This window comes from Thiocystis violacea, from assembly GCF_016583565.1.
Taxonomy (GTDB): domain Bacteria; phylum Pseudomonadota; class Gammaproteobacteria; order Chromatiales; family Chromatiaceae; genus Thiorhodococcus; species Thiorhodococcus violaceus_A.
Window position 1 is genome coordinate 35,721 of the sequence record NZ_NRRF01000012.1, and the last position, 22,215, is coordinate 57,935.

Here is a 22,215-nt window from a genome sequence, read left to right on the forward strand (position 1 = left end):
CCCGCGCTCTCCGCATAACCCCATGAAACAAAAGCAGCTATGGCGCTTGCGCCGCACCAGCCTCGACGTCATGCGGAAGCCCCTTTGAACGGCGCATATTGGCGTATTCATTGCATTCGGCCTGCGAGGCGAGTGAATGCGCTATCCGATTCCAGATGTCCTGCCTTAAGCCGTGTGGGGCGTCACTCCATTCCTTGCAGGATTCGTGAGGTTGTTTGACGAGTCGTGCAGCGCGATCCCTGACCTGCTACTCTCCGGCGCCGGACGTGACGACACTGGCAAGAACGCCAGGCCTGACGCCACACATGGTTCCGCCGGTCCAGCTCTATCGAAACAGCATCGGAGACAATGAGATGACTGATGTCATTAAGATGATCAAAGACAACGAAGTGAGATTTGTCGATCTTCGCTTCACGGACACCCGCGGCAAGGAACAGCACGTTTCCATGCCCGCCAGCGTGATCGATGAAGACATGTTCAAGGACGGCAAGATGTTCGACGGGTCGTCGATCGCCGGCTGGAAGGGCATCGAAGCCTCCGACATGGTCCTGATGCCAGAGGCGGACACCGCCGTCATGGACCCCTTCACCGATGAGAACACGCTGATCATCCGCTGCGACATCCTCGAGCCCGAGACCATGACCGGCTACGAGCGCGATCCTCGGTCCGTTGCCAAGCGCGCAGAAGCCTATCTCAAGTCGACCGGTGTTGCCGATACGGCCTACTTCGGCCCAGAGCCTGAGTTCTTCATCCTCGACGACGTCCGTTGGGGCGCGGACATGGGCGGTGCCTTCTACAAGGTCGACTCGGAAGAGGCAGGTTGGAACTCAGAGCGCGTCTTTCCTGACGGCAACATGGGTCACCGGCCAGGGACCAAGGGCGGCTATTTCCCGGTTCCGCCAGTCGACTCCTTGAACGACCTGCGCGCGGCAATGTGCTTGACGCTCGAAGAAATGGGCGTTCCCGTCGAAGTGCATCATCACGAGGTCGCCACCGCCGGCCAGTGTGAGATCGGAACCAGATTCGATACCCTGGTCCATCGCGCCGACAAGAACCAGATCACCAAGTACGTAATTCAGAACGTTGCTCACGCCTACGGCAAGACGGCAACCTTCATGCCCAAGCCGATCGTCGGTGACAACGGCACCGGCATGCACGTCCACCAGTCGCTCAGCAAGGACGGTCAGAACCTCTTCGCGGGCGACAAGTACGGCGGCCTTTCGGACACGGCGCTCTATTACATTGGCGGCATCATCAAGCACGCCCGTGCACTGAATGCCCTGACCAACGCCTCGACCAATTCCTACAAGCGCCTGGTCCCCGGCTTTGAAGCTCCGGTCATGCTGGCTTATTCCGCCCGCAACCGCTCTGCTTCTATCCGCATCCCCTTCAGCGCTAGCCCCAAAGGGCGCCGCATTGAGGTGCGCTTCCCGGACTCCACGGGCAACCCCTATCTGTCGTTCTCGGCCATGATGCTGGCCGGCCTCGATGGCATTCAAAACAAGATCCACCCCGGCGACGCCATGGACAAGGATCTCTACGATCTGCCCCCAGAAGAGGCGAAGTCCATCCCGACCGTCTGTTACTCCTTGGACATGGCGTTGGACGCCCTCGACAAGGACCGTGACTTCCTGACCGCCGGCGGGGTCTTCACCGATGATCTCATCGATGCCTACATCACGCTGAAGATGGCTGACGTCACGCGTTTGCGCATGACCACGCACCCGGTCGAGTTCGATATGTACTACAGCCTCTAAGGATCCATTCGGCCCGGACCCTTTTTCCGGGCCGCAGGTGCAGGGACGCACCTCCCTCCATATCGCCCCCTGATGCCTCAGGGTCATCGAGTTGCCCCACAACGTTTGTCGACGAGTTAACGTTTGTCGACAGGTTGTTGTTAAGCCGTTGCGCCTCGACTATTCTTGGCCGCATGGTTCGATCTATCGTCTTCATCGCTGCATTGGTGTGGGCCTCCTGCGCGAGCGCGGAGATCTACCGTTGGGTCGATCAGGATGGCCGAGTCCAATTCTCCGATCGCTGGATCCAGGGCTCAGAGCGGCTCACAGACAAGAAGAAGGCCGCTGAACAACCGAAGGCAGAGTCTTTGCCGCCCGAGCCAGACTCTCCAGACGAGCCCTTCCTCGGTCCTTATGACTCCCTGGAGATCGTCGCACCAGCGGCGAATGCAATCCTCACTCAGGACAACGCCGGCGTCCCCATCAGTCTGATGGTCGATCCACCGCTCATCGAAGGCCACCAGATGTCGGTGCTGCTCGATGAAGCCGCGCTCCCTGTGCAGAACATGGCGACTCAGTTCAAGCTAACGGGGGCTGCCCTAGGCAGTCATCGCCTCCAGATCCGCGTCAAAGGGGCCGGCGGCCGAGTGGTTGCACAGTCCGCCCCGCGCAGCTTCCATATCGAAAAACCCAAGGAGCCTGGTCAGTTGCGCTGAACACCACTGCGCTCGACCCAACGCCGTTCCGGCGCGGTCTTCTTTTCCGTGATCCTCTCCGCCTTCCTTTCTGTGAATGGCCAGGTATTTCTGGCACTATCTTTGCTAATATAAACTCACGCAGGCATATAGCCGCAGTGGACAAAGCGGCGGTGTTTGCCGCGGCCGAGGGACGCGCCGCCGTTTTCGAGATCGCTGCCGTCTCTCTCATCGCCTGATCTGAAACGACTCAGCTAGCCCTTTGGATCGACTTCCATGATGACCCCAGCGGCCAAACCGGCTCTCGAGCGCATGATCCTGGACCATTTGAATACCGCCGTCATGTTGTTCGACAAGGACTTGTACCTGACCTATCTCAATCCGGCGGCCGAAGTCCTGTTCGAGATGAGCGCTCGACATCTGGTGGGGCAGTCGGCCGCAGGCATTCTGCCCTGCCCGGACCACTACACCCACGCGCGCCTGACGGCCGCCCTGGCCTCGCGGCACCCGTTCACTGAGCGCGAAATCAATTTCACCCTCGCGGATGGGCGCACCAAGACGGTGAACTGTACCGTCCTTCCGCTGCACCATTTTGATGCGGATGAGGAGGTTCTGGTCGAACTCTACCAAGTCGACCGGCAACTTCGCATCACGCGAGAGGAGCAGCTCATCTCCCAGCACCAGGCCACTCAAGCGCTGATTCGCGGGCTCGCGCATGAGATCAAGAATCCACTGGGCGGACTTCGCGGCGCGGCTCAACTGCTCGAGCAGGAGCTTCCCGACCCCTCCCTGCGTGAGTACACCCGCATCATCATCGACGAAGCCGATCGCCTGCAGTCGCTGATGAATCAGATGATTGGACCGAATTTGATGCCCAGGCGTGCGCGGGTCAATATCCACGACGTCCTCGAGCATGTCCGCGGGCTCATCCTGGCCGAGTCTCCCCGCGGCCCGGAGGTCTCGCGCGACTACGACCCCAGCATCCCGGATTTCGTCGCCGACCAGGACCGTCTGATCCAGGCCTTCCTCAATCTAGCCCGTAACGCCGCCGCTGCGGCCGGCGTTCACGGCAAGATCGAGCTGCGCACCCGCGTGCGGCGTCAGCTCACCATTGGCAATCGGCGCCATCGCCTGGTCCTGCAGGCTCAGGTCAGGGACAACGGTTCAGGTATCCCCGACGAAATTCGCGACCAAATCTTCTTTCCGATGATCTCGGGGCATCAAGGCGGGACCGGTTTGGGATTGCCCATCGCTCAGGAACTCATCAACCAGCACGGCGGCCTCATCGAGTGCGAGAGCCGCCCCGGAGACACGACCTTCTTCGTCTATCTGCCGCTGGAGCGCCACAATGACTAGAGAGCCCAATGTCTGGGTGATCGATGACGACCGTTCCATTCGATGGGTCCTCGATCGTGCACTGCGCAAGGCCGAGATGCATGTCACCTGCTTTTCCAATGGCGTGGGTGTCATGGAAGCGCTCCATCGCGAGCAGCCAGACGTCATCCTCACGGACATCCGCATGCCCGGCATCGACGGCCTGGAACTGCTGCGCCAGGTTTCGGACCGCTATCCCGGCCTGCCTGTCATCATCATGACCGCCCATTCGGACCTGGACAGCGCCGTCTCCGCCTTCCACGGCGGCGCCTTCGAGTACCTCCCCAAGCCCTTCGACCTCGACGAAGCGGTGTCTCAGATCAGCCGGGCCTGTCGACGAGGGCGCGACGATCGGCCCGAGGAGATCTCCGTCTCGCAAGCGCCCGACATCATCGGCGAAGCGCCAGCGATGCAAGACGTCTTCCGCGCCATCGGTCGGCTGGCCCGGTCCAATATCACCGTCCTCATCAATGGCGAATCCGGTACCGGCAAGGAGCTGGTTGCCCATGCCCTGCATCGCCACAGCCCGCGTAGCGATCGACCCTTCATCGCCTTGAACATGGCCGCGATTCCACGCGATCTTCTGGAATCCGAACTCTTCGGCCATGAGCGAGGTTCGTTCACGGGTGCTCAAGCGCGCCGAGAAGGCCGTTTCGAGCAGGCCAATGGCGGAACCCTCTTCCTCGACGAGATCGGCGACATGCCGGCGGAGCTCCAGACCCGGTTGCTCAGAGTTCTGGCGGACGGTGAGTTCTACCGCGTGGGCGGATTGTCGCCGACCAAGGTGGACGTCCGCATCATCGCCGCCACCCACCAAAACCTCGAGGATCTGGTCCGGCAGGGCCGTTTCCGTGAAGACCTGTTTCATCGCCTGAACGTGATTCGCATCCATCTACCCGCCTTGCGTGATCGGCGGGAAGACATCCCGCTGCTCATGCGTCATTTTCTCGTCCAGGCGGCCCGTGAGCTGAGCTGCGAGCCTAAGATTCTGCTCCAAGACGCCATCGAGTACCTGAAACGGCTCGACTGGCCGGGCAATGTTCGCCAGCTGGAGAACACGGCGCGCTGGGTGACCGTCATGGCCTCCAGCAAACACATCCATGCCGAGGATTTGCCGCCGGAGTTGAACGCCAGCTTCGTCGAGCAGGAGCGCGACGAACCGTGGGAGAGCGTCCTGCGGCGCTGGGCGCGTCACAGCTTGAAGCAGGGTCATGAGGCGATTCTGGATACCGCGCTGCCCGCCTTCGAGCAGATTCTGATCCAGGTTGCGCTAGAGCACACGGGCGGACGGCGCCAGGAAGCCGCGCGGCTCCTCGGTTGGGGGCGCAATACCCTGACGCGAAAGATCAAGGAACTCCGGTTGGACGCTGGCGGAGACGCAGACGAAGCCCTATCCTCTGCGTCGGGCTCTGACCCACAGTGTTGAACGTATCGAGGACATTGAGCGCATCGAGGAGGTTTGGTTGGACACCATTAACGTTGAGCTGAAAGGCTCTGAAATCGAGTCGATTGAACGCGATGGAGACCGCCTGACGATCCTCTTCTCGCGTGCCTTTTTGCTCAAGACGATGACTGGCTCGGAAGAAAAGACCCGCTGGTGGCAGGCGGGGAGTCTCGTCATCGAAGGAGCCGAGGCCCGAACGCCACTTCCGATCGGCCCTCAGATCTGCGTGGGCGGTGACATCGAGGAGAACATCTACACCTATCGGGACATGATTCCGATTCCCTTCGAAAGCCGCGGCCATGTCGGCTGCGAGCTGCGTTTCGAGGGTCGGCCAGAGCCCTTGATCGTCGTGGGGACGGCCGTTCGTCTCAACATGCAGGGTACGCCGAAATACATCGAGCACCTGCGCCCACAAAGCTCTATCGACGCGGGCTGATCCAACGCAGTGCAAATGCCGGCGGGGCTTTTCGGCGGATGAACAAAAGCCCGCACTTGGCGGGCTTCATCGCGTCGATCTGCAATCCGCCGGCGGCTACGCCGGTTCAACCTCAGATACGGGACGACCCGACGATCTCGTGAGCCAGATCCACGACGCGGTTCGCCATGTCCATATATTCTTGACGATAGTTTACGAGCAGACCTTCGGAGGATGCCCAGTAATCCTTACCCGAAACACCGTTCTGGTGCTCGTAGTCGATGAATTGCTTCTGCATCTCCAGCATCTTGTCGATCAGTTCCTGCTTTTCTTTTTTCAGCGCGGTGATATCACTCATGTCGTTGTCCCCCATCGATAGTGGGCTGATGATTCAATGCGTTTTCAGTAAATACTGATGTCTTAATATAGCACGCGACTAGGAAAAGCGGTCAAGCACTGACCTGTTCTTCGCTCTTGCCCCGAGAGATAGGCCCCGATGTTCGATTTGATCCTCTACGAGCCGGAGATACCGCCCAACACAGGTAACGTGATGCGCCTGACCGCCAATACGGGGTCTCGCCTCCACCTCATCCGACCGCTCGGATTCTCTCTCGACGACCGCCTGCTGCGCCGGGCTGGACTCGACTACCGGGAGTGGGCGGATGTGGAGGTGCATGACTCGCTTGGCGCCTGCCTGGATGGCCTCCAACAGCCTCGCCTCTTCGCGCTGAGCACGCGAGGCCGCCACTGTTACACGGAGCCGGCCTATCGTCCAGGCGACGCCTTTGTCTTCGGACCTGAGACACGGGGTCTGCCAGACAGCGTGTTGAACGGCCTTCCCGAGGAGCAGCGGCTGTTCATCCCCATGTTTCCCGGCAACCGAAGCTTGAATCTCTCCAATACCGTGGCCGTGCTGACTTACGAGGCTTGGCGTCAGCAGGATTTCGCAGGCGCGGAGCGCCGCTGCGCCCCCGCTTAGCTGAACTCCGGTCGCGGCTCGCGCCCGAGCAGGGCCTTCGTGGCCTCTTTGGGCGAAACATCCTCATAGAGGACGCCGTAGACCTGCTCGCTGATCGGCATTTCGATACCCAGGCGCTCAGAGAGCCGCTTGATCGCCTGTGCCGTGATGACGCCCTCGACCTCTTGCCCGATGTCCGCCTTGGCTTCCGCGACCGATTTTCCGCGTGCGAGGGCCAGCCCCATCCGGCGGTTGCGCGATTGGTCGTCGGTGCAGGTCAGCACCAGGTCGCCGATGCCGGCCAGGCCCGTAAAGGTCTCGGCACGGCCGCCGAGCGCCGTGCCGACGCGGATCAGCTCCGCAAGCCCGCGCGTGATGAGGGCCGCTCGCGTATTCGCCCCGAAGCCGAGTCCGTCGGCAATCCCGGTCGCGATCGCCAGGACGTTCTTGGCGGCGCCGCAGACCTCGACCCCGACCATATCCTCGCTCGTATAGGCGCGGAAACGCCCGCAATGCAGGAGACTGGCGATGCGGCGCGCGAACTCAGGGGCGTTGGACGCGACGGAAACGGCGGTCGGCAGCTGTTTGGCGACTTCGCCGGCAAAACTCGGTCCAGAGACCACGGCGAGCGGGCGTTGTGTGCCGAGCACCTCCTGCGCAACCGTATGCAGCAGTTGCCCTGAGTCCAGGTCGAGCCCCTTGGTCGCCCAGGCGACACCGAGCCCCTCGGGCAAGTGATCGACCAAACGGACCAGCACCTGCCGGAAGGCATGGCTCGGGACGACGATCAGACAATCGGTGGCGCCTTGGAGTGCCTCCGTGAGCGAATCCGATGCCGACATGGATGACGGCAAAGGGAAGCCCGGCAGGAACTGGCGGTTCTCGCCGTCGCGGCGGATCGCCTCGATCTCGGCTGGGTCATGGCCCCACAAGCGGACCTCATGCCCGTTGTCGCACAGCAGCAGCCCCAGGGCTGTTCCCCAAGAGCCGGTACCCAGCAGCGCGATCTTGGCAGCGCTGTCGCCGCTGGGTCGTTGCTCGCTGCTCAGCGGCTCGGCTCTCAATGGCTCGCCTCTCAATGGTGGCTCGGCTTGTCGCCGCCGTTCTGCGCTGGTGCCGCCTGCTGTTGATGCTGCGCAAAGAGGACGTCGAAATTGACATGCTGCAGCACGAGCTGCGGAAAGCTGCCCTTGACCACGAGGTCCGTCACCACTTCACGCGCGTACGGGAAGAGCAGCGTTGGGCAATAGGCGCCGAGCAAGGGGCCAAGTTCCTCCTCGGAGAATCCGATCGAGGTGAAGATTCCGGCCTGCTGGACCTCGACGATGAAGGCGGTCTTGTCACCGACCTTCGCACTCACGGTCACCGCGAGTACCACCTCGTAGACCCGATCCTCCAGCTTGTTGATCTTGGTGTTGAGGTTTAGCTCGTGGGTCGGTTTCCATTCCCCACGGAAGATCTCCGGGGCGTTGGGGGACTCGAACGAGACATCCTTGGTGTATACGCGTTGTACGGAAAACTGTCGTTCGCTGCTCTGCTGCTCTTCGGCCATGGTTGTTCCTGTGATGTCGATGAAATGATGGAAGACCGATGCCTGATCCCACCCATGGTCTTCGCGGTATTCCCTGCCGCGGCCGTCAGCGCTTCTTACGCGTCAGAGGCAGGTTAGCGGCCTCCCAAGCCATGATGCCTCCCTGCAGATTGTAGACTTCTTCGAAACCTGCCTTGCGCAGCTGACCGCAGGCGACCGAGGACTGTGCCCCAGAGCGGCAATTGATGACGATGGGCTTACCCTTGTACTTGTTCAGGCTCGCCATCTGATTCTTGAAGCCGTTCATCGGGATGTTCAGTGCGTTGATGATGTGTCCCTTCGCGTAGTCCGCGGCAGGACGCACGTCGATCACGACGGCGTCGCGATGATTCACCATCTCGGTCGCTTGCAGAGGTCCGACGCTGCCTTTGCTACCGACGATGAGGTTGTATGCCAGCAGCCCGAGGATCACGACCAGCGCGATGAACAAGAACCAGTGATTTCCTACGAACTCGACGACTTGGTCTAGAAGCGGCATGGGTATGCTGTCTCACTCAGGTTTGGGGCGCGGTTTATGACGGGCACGAAGCGTTGGCGCAACGCCATGAGGGTTGCGGTTGCCTGTCGCGACCGCGATCTCTCGGGGTTATCGATCTCTCGAGGTTATCTTAGAGGCGCAGAAGTATAAGGATCGCGCGCGCGGGCGTCACCCTGGGTGAGGCGCGATCTGACCGGCGTCTAGCGGGAATGGTGGCAGAAAACCTCGCGCATCATCCCGATCAACTGCAGCGTGCGGCTATCGCTGACGCGGTAGTAGACGCGATTGGCATCCTTGCGCGACGCTAGAATGCCCTTGTCGCGCAGGATGGCGAGGTGCTGGGAGATGTTGCTCTGCGAGGTGCCGACGTGGTCGACGATCTCCTGAACGCTGATCTCCTCATCGCCCAAGGTGCAGAGGATCTTCAGCCTCAGCGGATGAGACATCGCCTTCAACGACCGCGATGCCCGCTCGATGTCGGCGTCGTCCGCGAACAAGTCCATCTCTTCGCGGTCATTTTCCGGAAGGTTGAGCACCGGGTGTGAAGGATGACTGAGGTCGCTTACCATGGCATCGCATCTAATCGATTTATCACCATACAATAATAAACTCTTTCTGCCCGCCTGCGAAGCACGGCCGTTCATGCCGGATGCGGCGACATGGGCGCCACTGTTCACAGGACCCTCCAGGATTGCGGATCTCCCCAATGCCAAACCTCTCCACAGGCCTGCGCCAGCCAGATGCGGACGGAGAGCAGACCGCACCCTCCAGCATTCAGCGACGTGCTCCAGCGGGCCAGGCGCCGCACGGCGTCCGTGGTCTTGCCCTGATCGTGGCGCTTGGCGTCTGCCATGACGCGGCAGCGGTGGACATCGATGCGGCGCTCCAGTCCAAGCAGCACGACCTCCAGACCATCGAGCAGAAGGCCGAGGTCATCGGCAAGCAGCTGATCGGCAACCAGGCCGACCGGCGGGCGCTGATTACGGAACTGGAGGCACGCGAGCGCAATGTCGCCGAGCTCGCCCTCGCCAATCGCGAGCTCGAACGTTTGGTCAAGGAGCACAACCGTGTCGCCTCCGAACTGCGCGCCCGTCAGGCGGAGGAGCGAAAGGATCTCCAGAAAGAGGTAGCGCTGCTCTCGGAGCTACTGCGCACAGCCTATATCATGGGCCGCGCCGATCGGCTGCGCCTGCTCCTGAATCAGGAGGATCCGACCAAGGCGAGCCGTGTCATGTCCTATTTCGCCTACTTCAACCGCGAGCGGATGAAGCGAATCCTGGCCGTCCAGCAGGTCGCCGAGCGGCTCGATCGTCTCGCGCGCGACGCCGAGGCTGAGGCGAAACGCCTCGCGGAGCTGGCCAAGAGCCAGGAGACGACGCGCCAGAGACTCATCTCCGCCAAGCAGCAACGCACCAAAGTCTTGAAACAGCTTGAGATCAGCATCGCCAGCCGCGCCGAGACCCTCGATGTCCTCAAGCGCGACGCGGAATCGCTCAAACTGCTGATCGAGCATTTGCGTCAGAAGGCGCAGATCAGTGCCGAGCTGGACATTCATCGCGATTCCTTTCCGGCCCGCAAAGGCAAGCTCGCCTGGCCGATTCTCGAGGGTCGGCTCCTCGCGGCCTTCGGCACACGCAAGGAAGACTCCGAGCTCAGCTGGGATGGCGTGCTGCTGGCGGCCCACGAAGGGGAGGAGGTTCGCGCGGTGAGTGACGGTCGTGTCGTCTATGCCGACTGGCTGCGCGGATCCGGTCTGCTGATCGTCGTGGACCACGGCGAGGGATTCATGACGCTCTACGGCCACAACGAGGCGCTGCTGCGCGAGGTGGGCGAGTGGGTCTCCACCGGCGAGCCGATCGCCCTCAGCGGAAACAGCGGCGGACGGGATAAACCCGTGCTCTATTTCGCGATCCGCAAAAACGGCCGTCCTCAAGACCCGGCGAAGTGGTGCGTCAGTCCGGGGCGCCAAAGCGCCCGGCTTGGCACACGGCTGGTGGCCCCCACGACCTAGGGCCAGCGGTCTTCACGCGCGTCGCATATCCGCATACGAGGTCCGAGGGAACTGATGGAGCGGGACGGGGTCCATTTCGTCCACGGCCCCGATGACGGATGCTCTGCGCAACAATTCCGCATTCCGCTGCCTGGCTTCGTGCGAGCCTGTCGAGCGGACCCAAAACGTGCGATCCTTTGCGCGCAGTATCGCCCGGCGACCTTTGCCAGAGTCGATGCGGCTCCGAGGCGCCGATCCTCCGCCGAGACTGCCAGGCATTACTCATCCATTCACTCCGCGCACTTACTCAGCGAGTCCTTTGCATATGACGAGAATCCTGTTGATGCGCTTCCAGTCCGCTGCCCGGCTGAGCGCCGGCGTCTTCATCGGTCTCTCGATGCTGCCTGTGCCCGCCGCCCTCGCCGAAAAGGCGCCAGCTGCCCCAGCCAAGGCGCCCGCGGAGGCGCCGAGCGAGCCGCTGCCGCTCGACGAGCTGCGGACCTTTGCCGATGTGTTCGGGCGCATCAAGGAGGACTATGTCGAGCCGGTCGACGACAAGGCACTGATCGAGAGCGCGATCCGCGGCATGCTCGCGGGTCTGGACCCACATTCCTCCTACCTCGATGGCGAGGAGTACCGCGACTTGCAGGTGGGCACCAGTGGCGAGTTTGGCGGACTGGGCATCGAGGTTGGCTTGGAGGACGGTTTCGTCAAGATCATCGCGCCCATCGACGACACCCCGGCCCAACGCGCCGGGCTGCAGTCCGGCGATATGATCATCCGCATCGATGAGAAACCGGTGAAGGGCCTGAGCCTGAACGAGGCGGTGAAGCTGATGCGCGGCAAGCCGGGCACTTCGATTCAGCTCACCATCATGCGTGGCACCGACCAGAAACCCTTCGAGGTCACCGTCGAGCGGGCCATCATCCAGGTCGCCAGCGTCAAGAGCCGGATCCTCGCGCCCGGTTATGGCTACGTTCGTCTGACGCATTTCCAGTCGCACACGACCGACGACATGCTCAAGGCCATCGCGGAGCTGAAGAAGACGAACGAGGGCGAGCTGAAGGGGTTGGTGCTCGATCTCAGAAACAACCCTGGCGGCGTTCTCAACAGCGCCGTTGGCGTGAGCGATGCCTTCCTGACGGAGGGTCAGATCGTCTATACCCAGGGCCGGGTGAAGAACAGTGAGATGCAGTTCAAGGCCGGCCCGGACGATGTGCTGGGCGGCGCGCCCATCGTCGTCCTCGTCAATGGCGGCAGCGCATCGGCCTCCGAGATCGTGGCTGGCGCCCTGCAGGATCAGCATCGCGCCATCGTCATGGGCACCCAGACCTTCGGCAAGGGCTCGGTCCAGACCATCGTCCCCATCGACGATGCCACGGCCCTGAAATTGACGACCGCGCGCTACTACACGCCCTCAGGGCGTTCCATCCAGGCGCAGGGCATCACACCGGACATCTCCTTGGAGCACGGCGAGTTCAAGCCGCTCATCGAACAGGATGTCTCCTCGCTGAAGGAAGCCGACCTGGTGCGCCATCTCGACGAGACGAACAAAGACACGGGCGATCAAGCTAAGGTCGACGAGAAGCCCAAACCGCTCGCGGTCGAGGACTTCCAGTTGTCCGAGGCCCTGAACGTGCTCAAGGGGCTGACCATCCTGGGCCGGACGTCGAAGCCGTGAGCCTGTCTTTGTCGCCACGGCATCCGGATCCATTCGGCGGCACCGCCGCGGCCTCGCCATCCGAAACGGAGACACACCCATGCCGAGAGTCCTAGTTCCCCTTGCACAGGGGTGCGAAGAGCTGGAGGCCGTGACCATCATCGATCTGCTGCGCCGAGCCGAGATCGAGGTGGTCGCTGCCGGGCTGACGGAGGGGCCGGTCAAGGCGAGCCGCGGGGTCCAGCTCGTGCCGGACACGACGCTGGAGGCCGTGCAGGACGACGATTTCGATATGGTCGTCCTGCCAGGTGGGCTTCCCGGGGCGCGCTACCTGGAGGAGGACGCGCGCGTGCGCGCCCTCTTGCAACGCCATCAGCGCAATGGTCGCTACACCGCTGCGATCTGTGCCGCGCCCAAGGTGCTGGCCGCCGCGGGTCTGCTCGATGGCCGTCGAGCCACCAGCTATCCAGGGGCCGTCCAGGCGCGGGATTTTCCCGAGGTCCAGTTCATCGACGCGCCCGTGGTCGTGGACGCGGGGGTTGTCACCAGCCGGGGTCCGGGCACCGCCATGGACTTCGCGCTCGAGCTCATCGAGCTGCTGGTCGGCCGGGAATGCCGCGACAGGGTCGAAAGCGGCCTGGTGCGACCATCCTGAGCCGGGGCCCTCGCTGCCGAGCCCTTCGAGGTCAACGCACAGGAACGCCAGCGTCATGACTGCGGAGCAGCTGCTCTTTGGTGCCTTGCCTCTCGTCGCCTTCGCGCTCAGTCTGACGACGACGCGTTGGCTGGTATCCCATAGGGGTGCTCGTCTCGGTCGGCTGGACCAGCCCAACGCGCGCTCACTGCACAGCACGCCGGTCCCACGCACCGGTGGGCTTGGGGTTCTGACCGGCATCGTCACGACGCTCTGTCTCGCGGGCGCGATGGGTGCTGTGCCGCCGGAGCTGGGTTGGATCGCCGCCGCCGTGGCCGCGGTCGCTGCCGTCTCCTTCGTCGACGATCTCGGTCATCTCCCGCCTCTCGTCAGACTGATGGTGCATCTGCTTGCCGCCATCCTGCTGGTCATCGGCGGCGTCTTCGAGGATTTCATCGACCTGCCCGGTCTTACGCTCGTGGTTCCTGGCGCGGCCCTGGGCCTGTTGGTGGTCCTCTTCGTCGTCTGGATGATCAATCTCTACAATTTCATGGATGGCATGGACGGATTCGCGGGCGGCATGGCGGTGATCGGTTTCTCAAGCCTTGCCCTGCTGGGGTGGCGGGCCGAGGATCCTTCCTATGCCGTCGCGGCCCTTTGCGTCGCTTGCGCCGCTGGCGGCTTTCTGATCTTCAACCTTCCGCCAGCGCGGATCTTTCTGGGCGACATCGGCTCATCCAGCCTGGGTCTGCTCGCGGCCGGTTTCGCGCTCTGGGGCGCTCAGCGCGACCTCTTTCCACTCTGGGTGGCGGGGCTGATCTTCTCCCCCTTCATCGTGGATGCGACCTGGACCCTGCTGGCCCGCTTGGTCAGGGGCGAGCGCATCTGGGAGCCACACCGTTCCCACCACTATCAGCGACTGGTGCTCGCTGGCTGGAGCCATCGTAAGACCCTGCTGCGCGGCTACCTGGTGATGGCCGCCGTCGCCGCCTGCGCCATCGCGGCACCCGGGCTGTCCGTCCGCGACCAGTGGATGCTTCTCGGTGCCTGGACCATCATCTATCTGACGATCCACTTTCAGGTGATGCTGGTGGAGCGCGAGGCGGCGGTACACTGACCATGCACCCCATGATCGACCGACTGCGCTCGCGCACCGCGGCCTTCGTCCATGACCTGCTCACCATTCCGCTGGCATGGCTCCTGGCGTATTGGCTGAGATTCAACCTGGACGCCATTCCAGCCGAGTTCATGGCCAGCTGGCAGCAATCCCTGCCCTGGGTCGTCCTGGTCCAGGGCTCGGTCTACTGGCTCTTCGGGCTCTACCGGGGCGTCTGGCGGTTTGCTTCTCTGCCGGACCTCGTGCGGATGACCAAGGCGGTGACAGCAGGCACCCTCCTGGTGGTCGTCATTCTCTTCATCGTCAACCGCTCTGAGCTGGTGCCGAGGTCGGTGCCGGTCATTTATCTCGGCGTTCAGCTCCTCATGCTCGCGGCACCCCGGATACTCTATCGCTGGATGAAAGACCATCGCCTCAACCTCTCGTCCGGACAGCGCGTCCTCATCGTTGGGGCCGGTCGGGCTGGCGACCTGCTCGCGCGCGACATGTTGCGCGGCTCGCAGCGTGCCTATTTCCCGGTCGGTTTCGTGGACGATAAGCTGCGACGACAGGGTGGCGAGGTCCAGGGCTTGCCGGTCTTCGGCGGCACGGACGCCATTGCGGAGATCGTGGTGCGCGAGGACGTCGATCTGCTGATGCTGGCGGTTCCGGGCGCGACGGCGCGGGAGATGCGTCGGCTCGTCGAGCTGTGCGAGCAGACCGGTCGGCCCTTTCGCATCCTGCCCGAGCTGCGCAGCCTCATGGACGGTCAGATCAACATCAGTCAGCTGCGCCCTGTCTCCATCGAGGATCTGCTCGGGCGCGAGCCCATTGAGCTCGATTGGCCGGAGATCAACGCCGGGCTCGCGGGGCGCCAGATCCTGGTCACGGGCGCGGGGGGCTCGATCGGCTCCGAGCTGGTGCGCCAGATCGCCGGAGCCGGCCCGGCTCGGCTCATCCTGCTGGAGAGCTGCGAGTTCAATCTCTACCGCATCGAGATGGAGCTGCTGGAGTCTCATCCCGATCTGAGCGTCTCCAGACACCTGACGGACGTCACGGATGCCGCGGCCATCGCGGCGCTGTTTCACGCCGAGCGCCCGGCAATCGTCTTCCATGCCGCGGCCTACAAGCATGTGCCCTTGTTGGAGAATCAGCTCAGGGCCGCCGTCAGGAACAATGTCATCGGCACCCGCATCGTCGCCCAGGCGGCGGCGGCCGCGCCCGGCTGCGAGCGCTTCGTCCTCATCTCGACGGACAAGGCGGTCAACCCGACCAACATCATGGGCGCTACCAAGCGGCTCGCGGAAGCCATCTGTCAGGATCTGGATGGCCGCTCGCACTGCCGCTTCATCACCGTGCGATTCGGCAACGTGCTAGGCTCTGCCGGAAGCGTGGTGCCGCTGTTCCGGCGCCAGATCGAGCGGGGCGGACCCGTGACCGTCACGCACCCGGAGATCGAGCGGTTTTTCATGACCATCCCGGAGGCCTGTCAGCTCATCATGCAGGCGGCGGTCATCGGCGACGGTGGTGAGATCTTCGTGCTGGATATGGGTGAGCCCATCAAAATCCGCTATCTGGCGGAACAGATGATCCGTCTCTCCGGTCAAGAGCCTGGTGAGGACATCCTCATCGAATACGTGGGCCTGAGGCCGGGCGAGAAGCTCTATGAAGAACTCTTCTATGCCTCGGAGGAGCTCGTCGCCACAGGTCACCCCAAGATCCGCGTGGCGCGCCAGGGAACCGGCCTTTCCGCCGCTGAACTCTTGGCTGGTCTGGAGGCCCTTCAGGGGTATGTCGACGCATTCGACGAGACGCGGATGCTGAGTAGACTCCAGGCGCTGCTACCCGGCTGGCGACGGCCGTCCCGGGTGGCGCCTTCCGAGGCACATGCCGCCGTTGAGAATCCGAGTGCTTGATCCGACGCCATGACGGGAGCAGGTCAGATGCAAGAAGATGCCGTCCTAGAGGAAGCCCCGCACATTCGCGCCCTGCGAGAGGATCCCGACGAACTGCTGTCCGACGGGCATCCGCCTACCGCGCTGGCCGAGCCAGACATCGAGATGCACCTGGAGGCCGATGCCTTCGTCAAGACCCAGCAGCCGTCCGATGAGTCCAGGGTGGTTGCGCATCTGCAAAGGCTTGGCAAACTGACTTCTCCAGACCTTGCCCGGGCACGCCGTTTGGCCGAGGATGCGGGCGATTTTCTCCTGCCCATGCTGGTGCGTCTCGGGCTGGTGTCCGAGCGCGACATGGCAGTGGGCATGTCGGAGGTCCTGGGCCTGCCGCTCGTCAATGCGGCGGCCTTTCCCGAGGAGCCGATTCGAGAAGACCTCTTCACCCTGCGCTTCCTGAAGGATGCGCGCGTCCTGCCGGTCGCCGAGGACGACAGCCGGCTGCAGGTGGCCTTCGCCAATCCGGTCGATGACTTCGTCGTCACCGCAGTGGGGATGGCCGCGGACAAGCCGGTGACGGCCGCCATCGCGCTCCCGACCGAGATCGAGACGGCGATCGAGCGCCTGTACGAGAAGGTGGAGGAGCCACCCGAAGAGGCCGAGGCGGATTTCGGCGACTTCGACGAGGAAGACATCGAGCACCTCAAGGATCTCGCCAGCGAGGCGCCCGTCATCCGCATGGTCAACCTGCTGATCCAGCGCGCCGTGGAGTCGCGGGCATCGGACATCCACATCGAGCCTTTCGCGGACAATCTGACCGTGCGCTACCGTGTCGATGGCATCCTCAAGGAGGTGGACGCACCGCCGGTGCGCTCCACGGCCGCGGTGATTTCGCGCGTGAAGATCATGGCCAAGCTCAACATCGCGGAGCGGCGACTCCCGCAGGACGGGCGCATCCCCATCCGCATCCAAGGCAAGGAGCTGGACCTGCGCGTCTCCACCGTCCCGACCATGTTCGGCGAGAGCGTCGTCATGCGTCTGCTCGACAAGGAGAGCGTGCGGTTCGACCTGGACGCGCTCGGTTTCGACGGCGGCCCGCGCAAGCGTCTGCATAGCATCCTGGAGCAGCCCTACGGGATCCTCCTGGTGACTGGCCCGACCGGCTCGGGCAAAAGCACCACGCTCTATACCGCGCTCAGCCGCCTCAACACCCAAGAGCGCAAGATCATCACGGTCGAGGACCCGGTCGAGTACCAACTCCCCGGGATCAATCAGATCCAGGTCAAATCCTCCATCGGGATGACCTTCGCCGGGGCCTTGCGCGCCATTGTGCGCCAGGACCCGGACATCATCATGGTCGGTGAGATGCGTGACCTCGAGACCGCGCGTATCGCCGTCCAGTCGGCCCTCACCGGCCATGTCGTGCTCTCCACCCTGCACACCAACGATGCGGCGAGCGGCGTCACCCGGCTCCTGGACATGGGTGTCGAGGACTATCTGCTGACCTCGACCATCAACGGCATCCTGGCGCAGCGCCTGGTCCGTCGGCTGTGCCCCGCCTGTTGCGAGCCTTACCGGGCGGTGCCCGAGCAGGCGGAGCGCTTCGCCCATCTGCGCGGTCTCGACGATAGCGTCGATCTGCATCGCGCGGTCGGTTGCGAGGCCTGCAACGCCACCGGCTATCGTGGGCGTCTGGTCATCGCCGAGGTGCTGGTCATGTCCGAGGCGATCCGCAAGGCGATTCTTTCGCATGCGACGGCAACCGAGATCCGCAGGATTGCAGTCGAGCAGGGGATGGAGACCCTCTACCAGGACGGTCTGCGCAAGGCACTGGACGGTCGGACCACCATCGAGGAAGTCCTGCGCGTCGCGGAGGCGGATTGATGATCGGGCGCGGGGAGTTCGGGTTGGCAGCGCGCACCGGCACGGCTCCACGTCCGGGTGAGAGGCCGTCATGACAAAATTCTTCTACAAGGCCGTCAAACCGGACGGCGAGCTGCTGGAAGGCGAGCTCGAGGCGGCTGATGAAGCCGCGGTGATTCGCGAGCTGCAGGGCAATGGTCTCATCCCGATCGAGACTCGCACCACCAAGAGCCTGATCTCCAAGCTCGGCGGGGTCAGGCGCAGGCGTCTCAGTCAAAAGGAAATCGGCATTCTCACCCGCGAGCTCGCCACCCTGCTGGAAGCCGGCATGACGCTCGATCGCTCGCTGCAGATCCTCACGGAGCTGACGGAGGCGGAGCACCTGATGCGGGTCTTGGCCGATCTGCAGAATCGGGTGCGGGGTGGAGCGACCTTCTCCAGCGCCCTGGACGCGCAGGACGGTCAGTTCGCCCGGCTCTACGTGAACATGGTGCGCGCCGGGGAGGCCAGCGGCGCCCTGGACCAGGTTCTGGACCGCCTCGCCGATTATCTCGAACGGGTCGCCGAGCTGCGCCAGACCGTGACCTCGGCGCTGGTCTATCCCTCGATCCTGCTGTTCGTCGCGGCGCTCTCCGTCATTCTGCTGCTGGTCTTCGTCGTGCCGCAGTTCACCGTGCTCTTCGAGGATATGGGCGAGGCATTGCCGCTGCCGACCCAGATCGTGGTCGCAACGGGCGATCTCTTCCGCAACTACTGGTGGGCGATGCTCTGTATGATCGCGCTCATCGCCGTCGTCATCGAGCGCCAGCTGCAGAAGCCCGAGGTCCGGGCGCGCGTGGACGACAAGGTGCTGGGCCTGCCGCTGTTCGGAGACCTGATCTGGAAGATGGAGACGGCCCGCCTCTGCCACACGCTCTCCACGCTGCTGAAGAATGGTCTGCCACTCCTGAGCGCCCTCACCCTCTCCAAGGAGGTGGTCTCCAACCAACGGATATTCGGGCTCCTGAACGAGGCGGGCGACGATCTCAAGCACGGGCGCGGACTCGCCGGACCGCTCGCCCGGCTGCAGGCCCTGCCCGATCTCGCGCTGCAGATGATCCGCGTGGGCGAGGAATCCGGAGCCTTGGACGCCATGCTCGCCAAGATCGCAAGCATCTATGATCGGGAGACGCGCATCAGCGTCCAGCGCATGCTCACGCTGCTCGAGCCGATCCTCATCATCAGTCTTGGCATCGTCGTCGCGGGCATCATCATGTCGATCCTCATGGCGATCCTCGGGGCGAACGAGCTGGTTGTGTGACCCCGGGGCCTCCGCCGATTGGTATGCACCGCGGGGGCGCCCTAGAATGCGCGCGCGAACCCCACGGGAATCCTGAACTTCACTCTGTATCGAGGTATCCAGATGCGTGATCGAATTTCCAAGCGCCGCCGCGGCGGCTTCACCCTCGTCGAGCTCCTGGTCGTCTTGGCCATCCTCGGGTTGCTGGCTGGTCTGGTCGGGCCTCAGGTCATGAAATTCCTGGGCTCATCCAAGAGCAAGACAGCCAAGCTCCAGATCGACGATCTGTCTTCCACGCTCGATCTCTACCGGCTGGAGCTTGGCCGCTATCCGAACGACGGCGAGGGGCTTTCCGCCCTGATCGAGAACCCCGGCGACGTCGCGGGCTGGAACGGCCCCTACCTGAAGAAGGGCGCCGTCCCCAAGGATCCTTGGGGCAACGACTATCAATACCGCTTTCCGGGCGAGCACGGCAGCTTCGACATCTGGTCCTTGGGTGCCGACAATCGCGAAGGCGGAGACGGCGAGAACGCCGACGTCAAGAGTTGGGAATGAGCGCCGTCGGGACGCCTGCTTGAGCCGGTTCCCGTCGCCCCATGGCTAGGCCCTCCGCCAATCGCGGCTTCACGATCGTCGAGCTGCTGGTCGTGATGGCGATCGCGGCCTTGATCATGACGGCTGTCCCAACCCTGTTCTCGGCCGCGCTCCCTGGTATCGAGATGAAGTCGGCGGCGCGTCGCACGGTGGCGACACTGCGGCTTGCCAGGGAATCGGCCATTCGGCGCGGCGAGGATCAGGCGCTCCTCGTGGACATCGAGGCGCATCGTCTCAGTCTGCCTGGCTACCGCAGCCTGAGCCTGCCGAAGGGGCTGACGATCGGGTTGGAGGCGGCAAGCCGTGAGATGCTCGATGAGCAGCGGGGCGTCATTCGTTTCTTCCCCGATGGCAGCTCGACAGGCGGACGCATTCTGCTGTCGCGCAAGGGCAATGGCTATCAGGTCGGCGTCACCTGGCTGACCGGACGCATCGAGCTGGATACCTGGAGCGCGGACTGACCATGCGGCGCGAACGCGGCTTCTCTCTCCTCGAGGTGCTGGTGGCTTTCGCCATCCTGGCCATCTCGCTCGGCGTCATGATGCAGATCTTTTCGCGTGCAACCATCACAACCATTGCCTCCGCGCAGTACAGCCAAGCCGCGACCCTCGCGGAGTCGGTCCTCAACGAGGTCGGAGGGGATCTCCCACTGGAGGAGGGCTCGTCTTCGGGCGAAACCCCGAGCGGGTTTCAGTGGGAGCTGACCATTCAGGCCGTCGATGTCTCGGATCAGTACTTCACCGAGCCACCGGCGACGCCCTATCGCGTCATCTCGACGGTGCTCTGGCATGACGCCGGGCGTGCCCGCAGCCTGTCGCTGCAGACGCTGCGGCTCGGCGAGAAGCTCTAGGAGCCTGCGCGTGAAGCCCATCCCCACGACCGTGGTCCGGGCGCGCGGCTTCACGCTCATCGAGCTGGTGATCGCGCTGGCCATCATCAGCTTGATCTCCCTGTTGCTGTTCTCCGGTCTGCGGCTCGGCTCCCGTTCGTGGGAGAGCGTCGAGAAGGTCAGCGGTCAGATCTCCGATCTCAGGTTGATCGACGGTTTCCTCATGCGCACCCTCCGCCAGGCCCGAGCGGCGACGGCCGTCTTCGACGGGGCGCCGACACCGATCTTCGCCGGGAATGAGGCGCGGCTCGAGCTGGCCGCACCGCTATCCGGCCATGTCGGCATCTCCGGACTCTATGTCCTGCGCCTTGAGCTGGAAGAGCGCCCCTCGGGCAAGGCCCTGGTGCTGACCCGCTGGTATCTGCATCCCGAGATCCTGGAAGGCGGCGACGATTTCCCGCCGTGGGAGCCGATCAAGGAAGAGGGTATCGATTCGCTCTCCGACTATCCGTCCAACATGGACGCGGCGGGCGGTGCCTTTGGCCGCACCCTCTTGCTCGAGGACGTGAGCCTCTTCGAGATCGCCTACTATGGCCAACCGGACGGCGAGACCGAGCCCGATTGGCACGATGAATGGCTCGAGCAGAGCCGCCTCCCCACGCTGATCCAATTGCGTCTTGCGACCGAGACCCAGTCATGGCCAGACCTCATCATCGCCCTGCCCAATCCGTCCTGAGCAGGCGAGGCATCCGCCATCAACGCGGGATCGCGCTGATGCTGGTGATGTGGGTCCTGACACTGTTGACGGTGATGGCCGTCAGCCTCACGGCGACCCAGCGCACCGAAACGGCGCTCACGGAGAACCATGTGTCTGGCGCGCGCTTCCGCGCGGTCGCGGACGCCGCCATCGCCTATGCCGCCTTGGACTTCATGGTGCCACCGACGGCCGAGCAGGCGGAGGACGCGGAGACGACCTGGCTGCCGAACGGTGTCCCGCGGACCTGGTCATTCGGCGGCTCGACGCTATCGATCGCCGTCTTCAACGAGATGTCCAAACTCAACCTGAATCGCGCCCAGCCGGAGACCCTGACGAATCTCCTCACCGTGCTTGGCGTGTCGGAGGAGGACGCGACCGCATTGGCGGCGGCCATCGTGGATTGGCGTGACGAAGACGACGCGGCCCTCCTCAACGGTGCCGAGGACGCCGATTACAAGGAGGCGGGCAATGCCATTGGTGCCAAGGATGACGCCTACGCGTCCGTCGAAGAGCTGAGACAGGTGCTGGGGATGTCCGAGGAGATCTATCAGCGGCTGCTGCCGGAGGTCACCGTCGACGGCGAGTCCGCGACGCCCGACGAGCGTTTCGCCTCCCCGGCCGTCTTGGCCGCACTGCGCGGGATCTCGCTGGAGGAGGCGGTCGACGAGGTGGCGGAGAGAGATCTGACCAGCATTCCAGGCGCAACCGCGGCGCGAGCGGTCGATCGTGGTGGTCCGCTCTATCGGATCCAGGTCACGGAGCAGGGTGAGGATCGGGCTGGACGCCGGATGGAGGCGCTGATCCAGCTGGCTGGCGGAGCGCAACAGGGCTCACCCATTCAGATCCTGTGGCGGCGATACGACTTATCCTTACAGGATCCGGTCTACCGCGAGCCCGAGTCCGAATAACAGACCTCTATCCGCATGGTAT

23 protein-coding genes are annotated in these 22,215 nt (G+C 63.5%); 18 read left to right on the plus strand and 5 right to left on the minus strand.

All coding sequences use genetic code 11. The features are described 5' to 3' along the window. The first annotated feature begins 353 nt into the window (after positions 1-353). The 5 genes from glnA to CKO23_RS07395 all read left to right on the plus strand — a co-directional run bounded on the left by glnA (position 354) and on the right by CKO23_RS07395 (position 5,685). Positions 354-1,757, plus strand: a complete 1,404-nt coding sequence (gene glnA / locus CKO23_RS07375; RefSeq protein WP_200329586.1) for a glutamate--ammonia ligase — start codon at positions 354-356, stop codon at positions 1,755-1,757. A gap of 173 nt (positions 1,758-1,930) precedes the next feature. Continuing rightward, positions 1,931-2,452 (plus strand): DUF4124 domain-containing protein, encoded by a 522-nt coding sequence (locus CKO23_RS07380; RefSeq protein ID WP_200329588.1) that lies wholly within the window; start codon positions 1,931-1,933, stop codon positions 2,450-2,452. Positions 2,453-2,707: 255 nt separating this feature from the next. Next, positions 2,708-3,787 carry a nitrogen regulation protein NR(II) gene (glnL, locus tag CKO23_RS07385; protein WP_200329590.1) on the plus strand — a complete coding sequence of 360 codons (1,080 nt, stop codon included), beginning with the start codon at positions 2,708-2,710 and terminating at the stop codon, positions 3,785-3,787. Further along, complete coding sequence (gene ntrC / locus CKO23_RS07390) at positions 3,780-5,231, plus strand: nitrogen regulation protein NR(I) (RefSeq protein WP_200329592.1); 1,452 nt, start codon at positions 3,780-3,782, stop codon at positions 5,229-5,231. Before glnL ends, ntrC begins: the two co-directional genes overlap by 8 nt. 37 nt (positions 5,232-5,268) lie before the next feature. Next, on the plus strand, positions 5,269-5,685 hold the full coding sequence (locus CKO23_RS07395) for a hypothetical protein (protein WP_200329594.1): 417 nt from the start codon (positions 5,269-5,271) through the stop codon (positions 5,683-5,685). 112 nt (positions 5,686-5,797) lie between these two features. On the opposite strand, the gene CKO23_RS07400 is transcribed toward CKO23_RS07395, so the two are convergent. Further along, positions 5,798-6,022 (minus strand): hypothetical protein, encoded by a 225-nt coding sequence (locus CKO23_RS07400; protein WP_200329596.1) that lies wholly within the window; start codon positions 6,020-6,022, stop codon positions 5,798-5,800. A gap of 138 nt (positions 6,023-6,160) precedes the next feature. Here CKO23_RS07400 and CKO23_RS07405 point away from each other — a divergent pair, with 138 nt between their 5' ends. Continuing rightward, positions 6,161-6,643 carry a tRNA (cytidine(34)-2'-O)-methyltransferase gene (locus CKO23_RS07405; protein ID WP_200329598.1) on the plus strand — a complete coding sequence of 161 codons (483 nt, stop codon included), beginning with the start codon at positions 6,161-6,163 and terminating at the stop codon, positions 6,641-6,643. Here CKO23_RS07405 and CKO23_RS07410 read toward each other — a convergent pair. The 4 genes from CKO23_RS07410 to CKO23_RS07425 form a co-directional block, all read right to left on the minus strand. Beyond that, entirely contained in the window at positions 6,640-7,686 is a 1,047-nt protein-coding gene (locus tag CKO23_RS07410) for an NAD(P)H-dependent glycerol-3-phosphate dehydrogenase (protein WP_242482279.1), read from the minus strand. The two genes, CKO23_RS07405 and CKO23_RS07410, sit on opposite strands and share 4 nt — an antisense overlap. A gap of 11 nt (positions 7,687-7,697) precedes the next feature. Beyond that, complete coding sequence (gene secB / locus CKO23_RS07415) at positions 7,698-8,174, minus strand: protein-export chaperone SecB (RefSeq protein WP_200329600.1); 477 nt, start codon at positions 8,172-8,174, stop codon at positions 7,698-7,700. Between the two features lie 85 nt (positions 8,175-8,259). Continuing rightward, the gene (locus CKO23_RS07420) at positions 8,260-8,691 is read right to left on the minus strand and encodes a rhodanese-like domain-containing protein (protein WP_200329602.1); all 432 of its coding nucleotides are present in this window, start codon (positions 8,689-8,691) and stop codon (positions 8,260-8,262) included. Positions 8,692-8,891: 200 nt separating this feature from the next. Next, positions 8,892-9,260, minus strand: a complete 369-nt coding sequence (locus CKO23_RS07425; protein ID WP_200329697.1) for an ArsR/SmtB family transcription factor — start codon at positions 9,258-9,260, stop codon at positions 8,892-8,894. 137 nt (positions 9,261-9,397) lie between these two features. On the opposite strand from CKO23_RS07425, the gene CKO23_RS07430 reads away from it, so the two are divergent. From CKO23_RS07430 to CKO23_RS07485, 12 genes are all read left to right on the plus strand, one after another. After that, on the plus strand, positions 9,398-10,702 hold the full coding sequence (locus tag CKO23_RS07430; RefSeq protein ID WP_200329604.1) for a murein hydrolase activator EnvC family protein: 1,305 nt from the start codon (positions 9,398-9,400) through the stop codon (positions 10,700-10,702). A 304-nt stretch (positions 10,703-11,006) separates the two neighbouring features. Next, positions 11,007-12,362 carry a S41 family peptidase gene (locus CKO23_RS07435; protein WP_242482280.1) on the plus strand — a complete coding sequence of 452 codons (1,356 nt, stop codon included), beginning with the start codon at positions 11,007-11,009 and terminating at the stop codon, positions 12,360-12,362. A gap of 79 nt (positions 12,363-12,441) precedes the next feature. Further along, complete coding sequence (locus CKO23_RS07440; protein WP_200329606.1) at positions 12,442-12,996, plus strand: DJ-1 family glyoxalase III; 555 nt, start codon at positions 12,442-12,444, stop codon at positions 12,994-12,996. A 55-nt stretch (positions 12,997-13,051) separates the two neighbouring features. After that, complete coding sequence (locus CKO23_RS07445; protein ID WP_200329608.1) at positions 13,052-14,092, plus strand: MraY family glycosyltransferase; 1,041 nt, start codon at positions 13,052-13,054, stop codon at positions 14,090-14,092. A 2-nt stretch (positions 14,093-14,094) separates the two neighbouring features. Then, on the plus strand, positions 14,095-15,987 hold the full coding sequence (locus CKO23_RS07450; RefSeq protein WP_200329610.1) for a nucleoside-diphosphate sugar epimerase/dehydratase: 1,893 nt from the start codon (positions 14,095-14,097) through the stop codon (positions 15,985-15,987). Between the two features lie 144 nt (positions 15,988-16,131). Further along, positions 16,132-17,847 (plus strand): type II secretion system ATPase GspE, encoded by a 1,716-nt coding sequence (gene gspE / locus CKO23_RS07455; protein WP_440870562.1) that lies wholly within the window; start codon positions 16,132-16,134, stop codon positions 17,845-17,847. 70 nt (positions 17,848-17,917) lie between these two features. Continuing rightward, positions 17,918-19,126, plus strand: coding sequence for a type II secretion system F family protein (locus tag CKO23_RS07460; RefSeq protein ID WP_200329614.1), 1,209 nt, complete (start codon positions 17,918-17,920; stop codon positions 19,124-19,126). A 102-nt stretch (positions 19,127-19,228) separates the two neighbouring features. After that, positions 19,229-19,660 carry a type II secretion system major pseudopilin GspG gene (gene gspG / locus CKO23_RS07465; protein ID WP_200329616.1) on the plus strand — a complete coding sequence of 144 codons (432 nt, stop codon included), beginning with the start codon at positions 19,229-19,231 and terminating at the stop codon, positions 19,658-19,660. Between the two features lie 41 nt (positions 19,661-19,701). Continuing rightward, positions 19,702-20,160, plus strand: coding sequence for a GspH/FimT family pseudopilin (locus CKO23_RS07470; protein ID WP_200329618.1), 459 nt, complete (start codon positions 19,702-19,704; stop codon positions 20,158-20,160). A gap of 2 nt (positions 20,161-20,162) precedes the next feature. Then, complete coding sequence (locus CKO23_RS07475) at positions 20,163-20,549, plus strand: type IV pilus modification PilV family protein (RefSeq protein WP_200329620.1); 387 nt, start codon at positions 20,163-20,165, stop codon at positions 20,547-20,549. A 10-nt stretch (positions 20,550-20,559) separates the two neighbouring features. Then, a complete protein-coding gene (locus CKO23_RS07480) occupies positions 20,560-21,264 on the plus strand; it encodes a prepilin-type N-terminal cleavage/methylation domain-containing protein (protein WP_346014582.1) in 705 nt (234 codons plus the stop codon). Beyond that, complete coding sequence (locus tag CKO23_RS07485; RefSeq protein WP_200329624.1) at positions 21,225-22,193, plus strand: general secretion pathway protein GspK; 969 nt, start codon at positions 21,225-21,227, stop codon at positions 22,191-22,193. Before CKO23_RS07480 ends, CKO23_RS07485 begins: the two co-directional genes overlap by 40 nt. Positions 22,194-22,215: the final 22 nt, after the last annotated feature.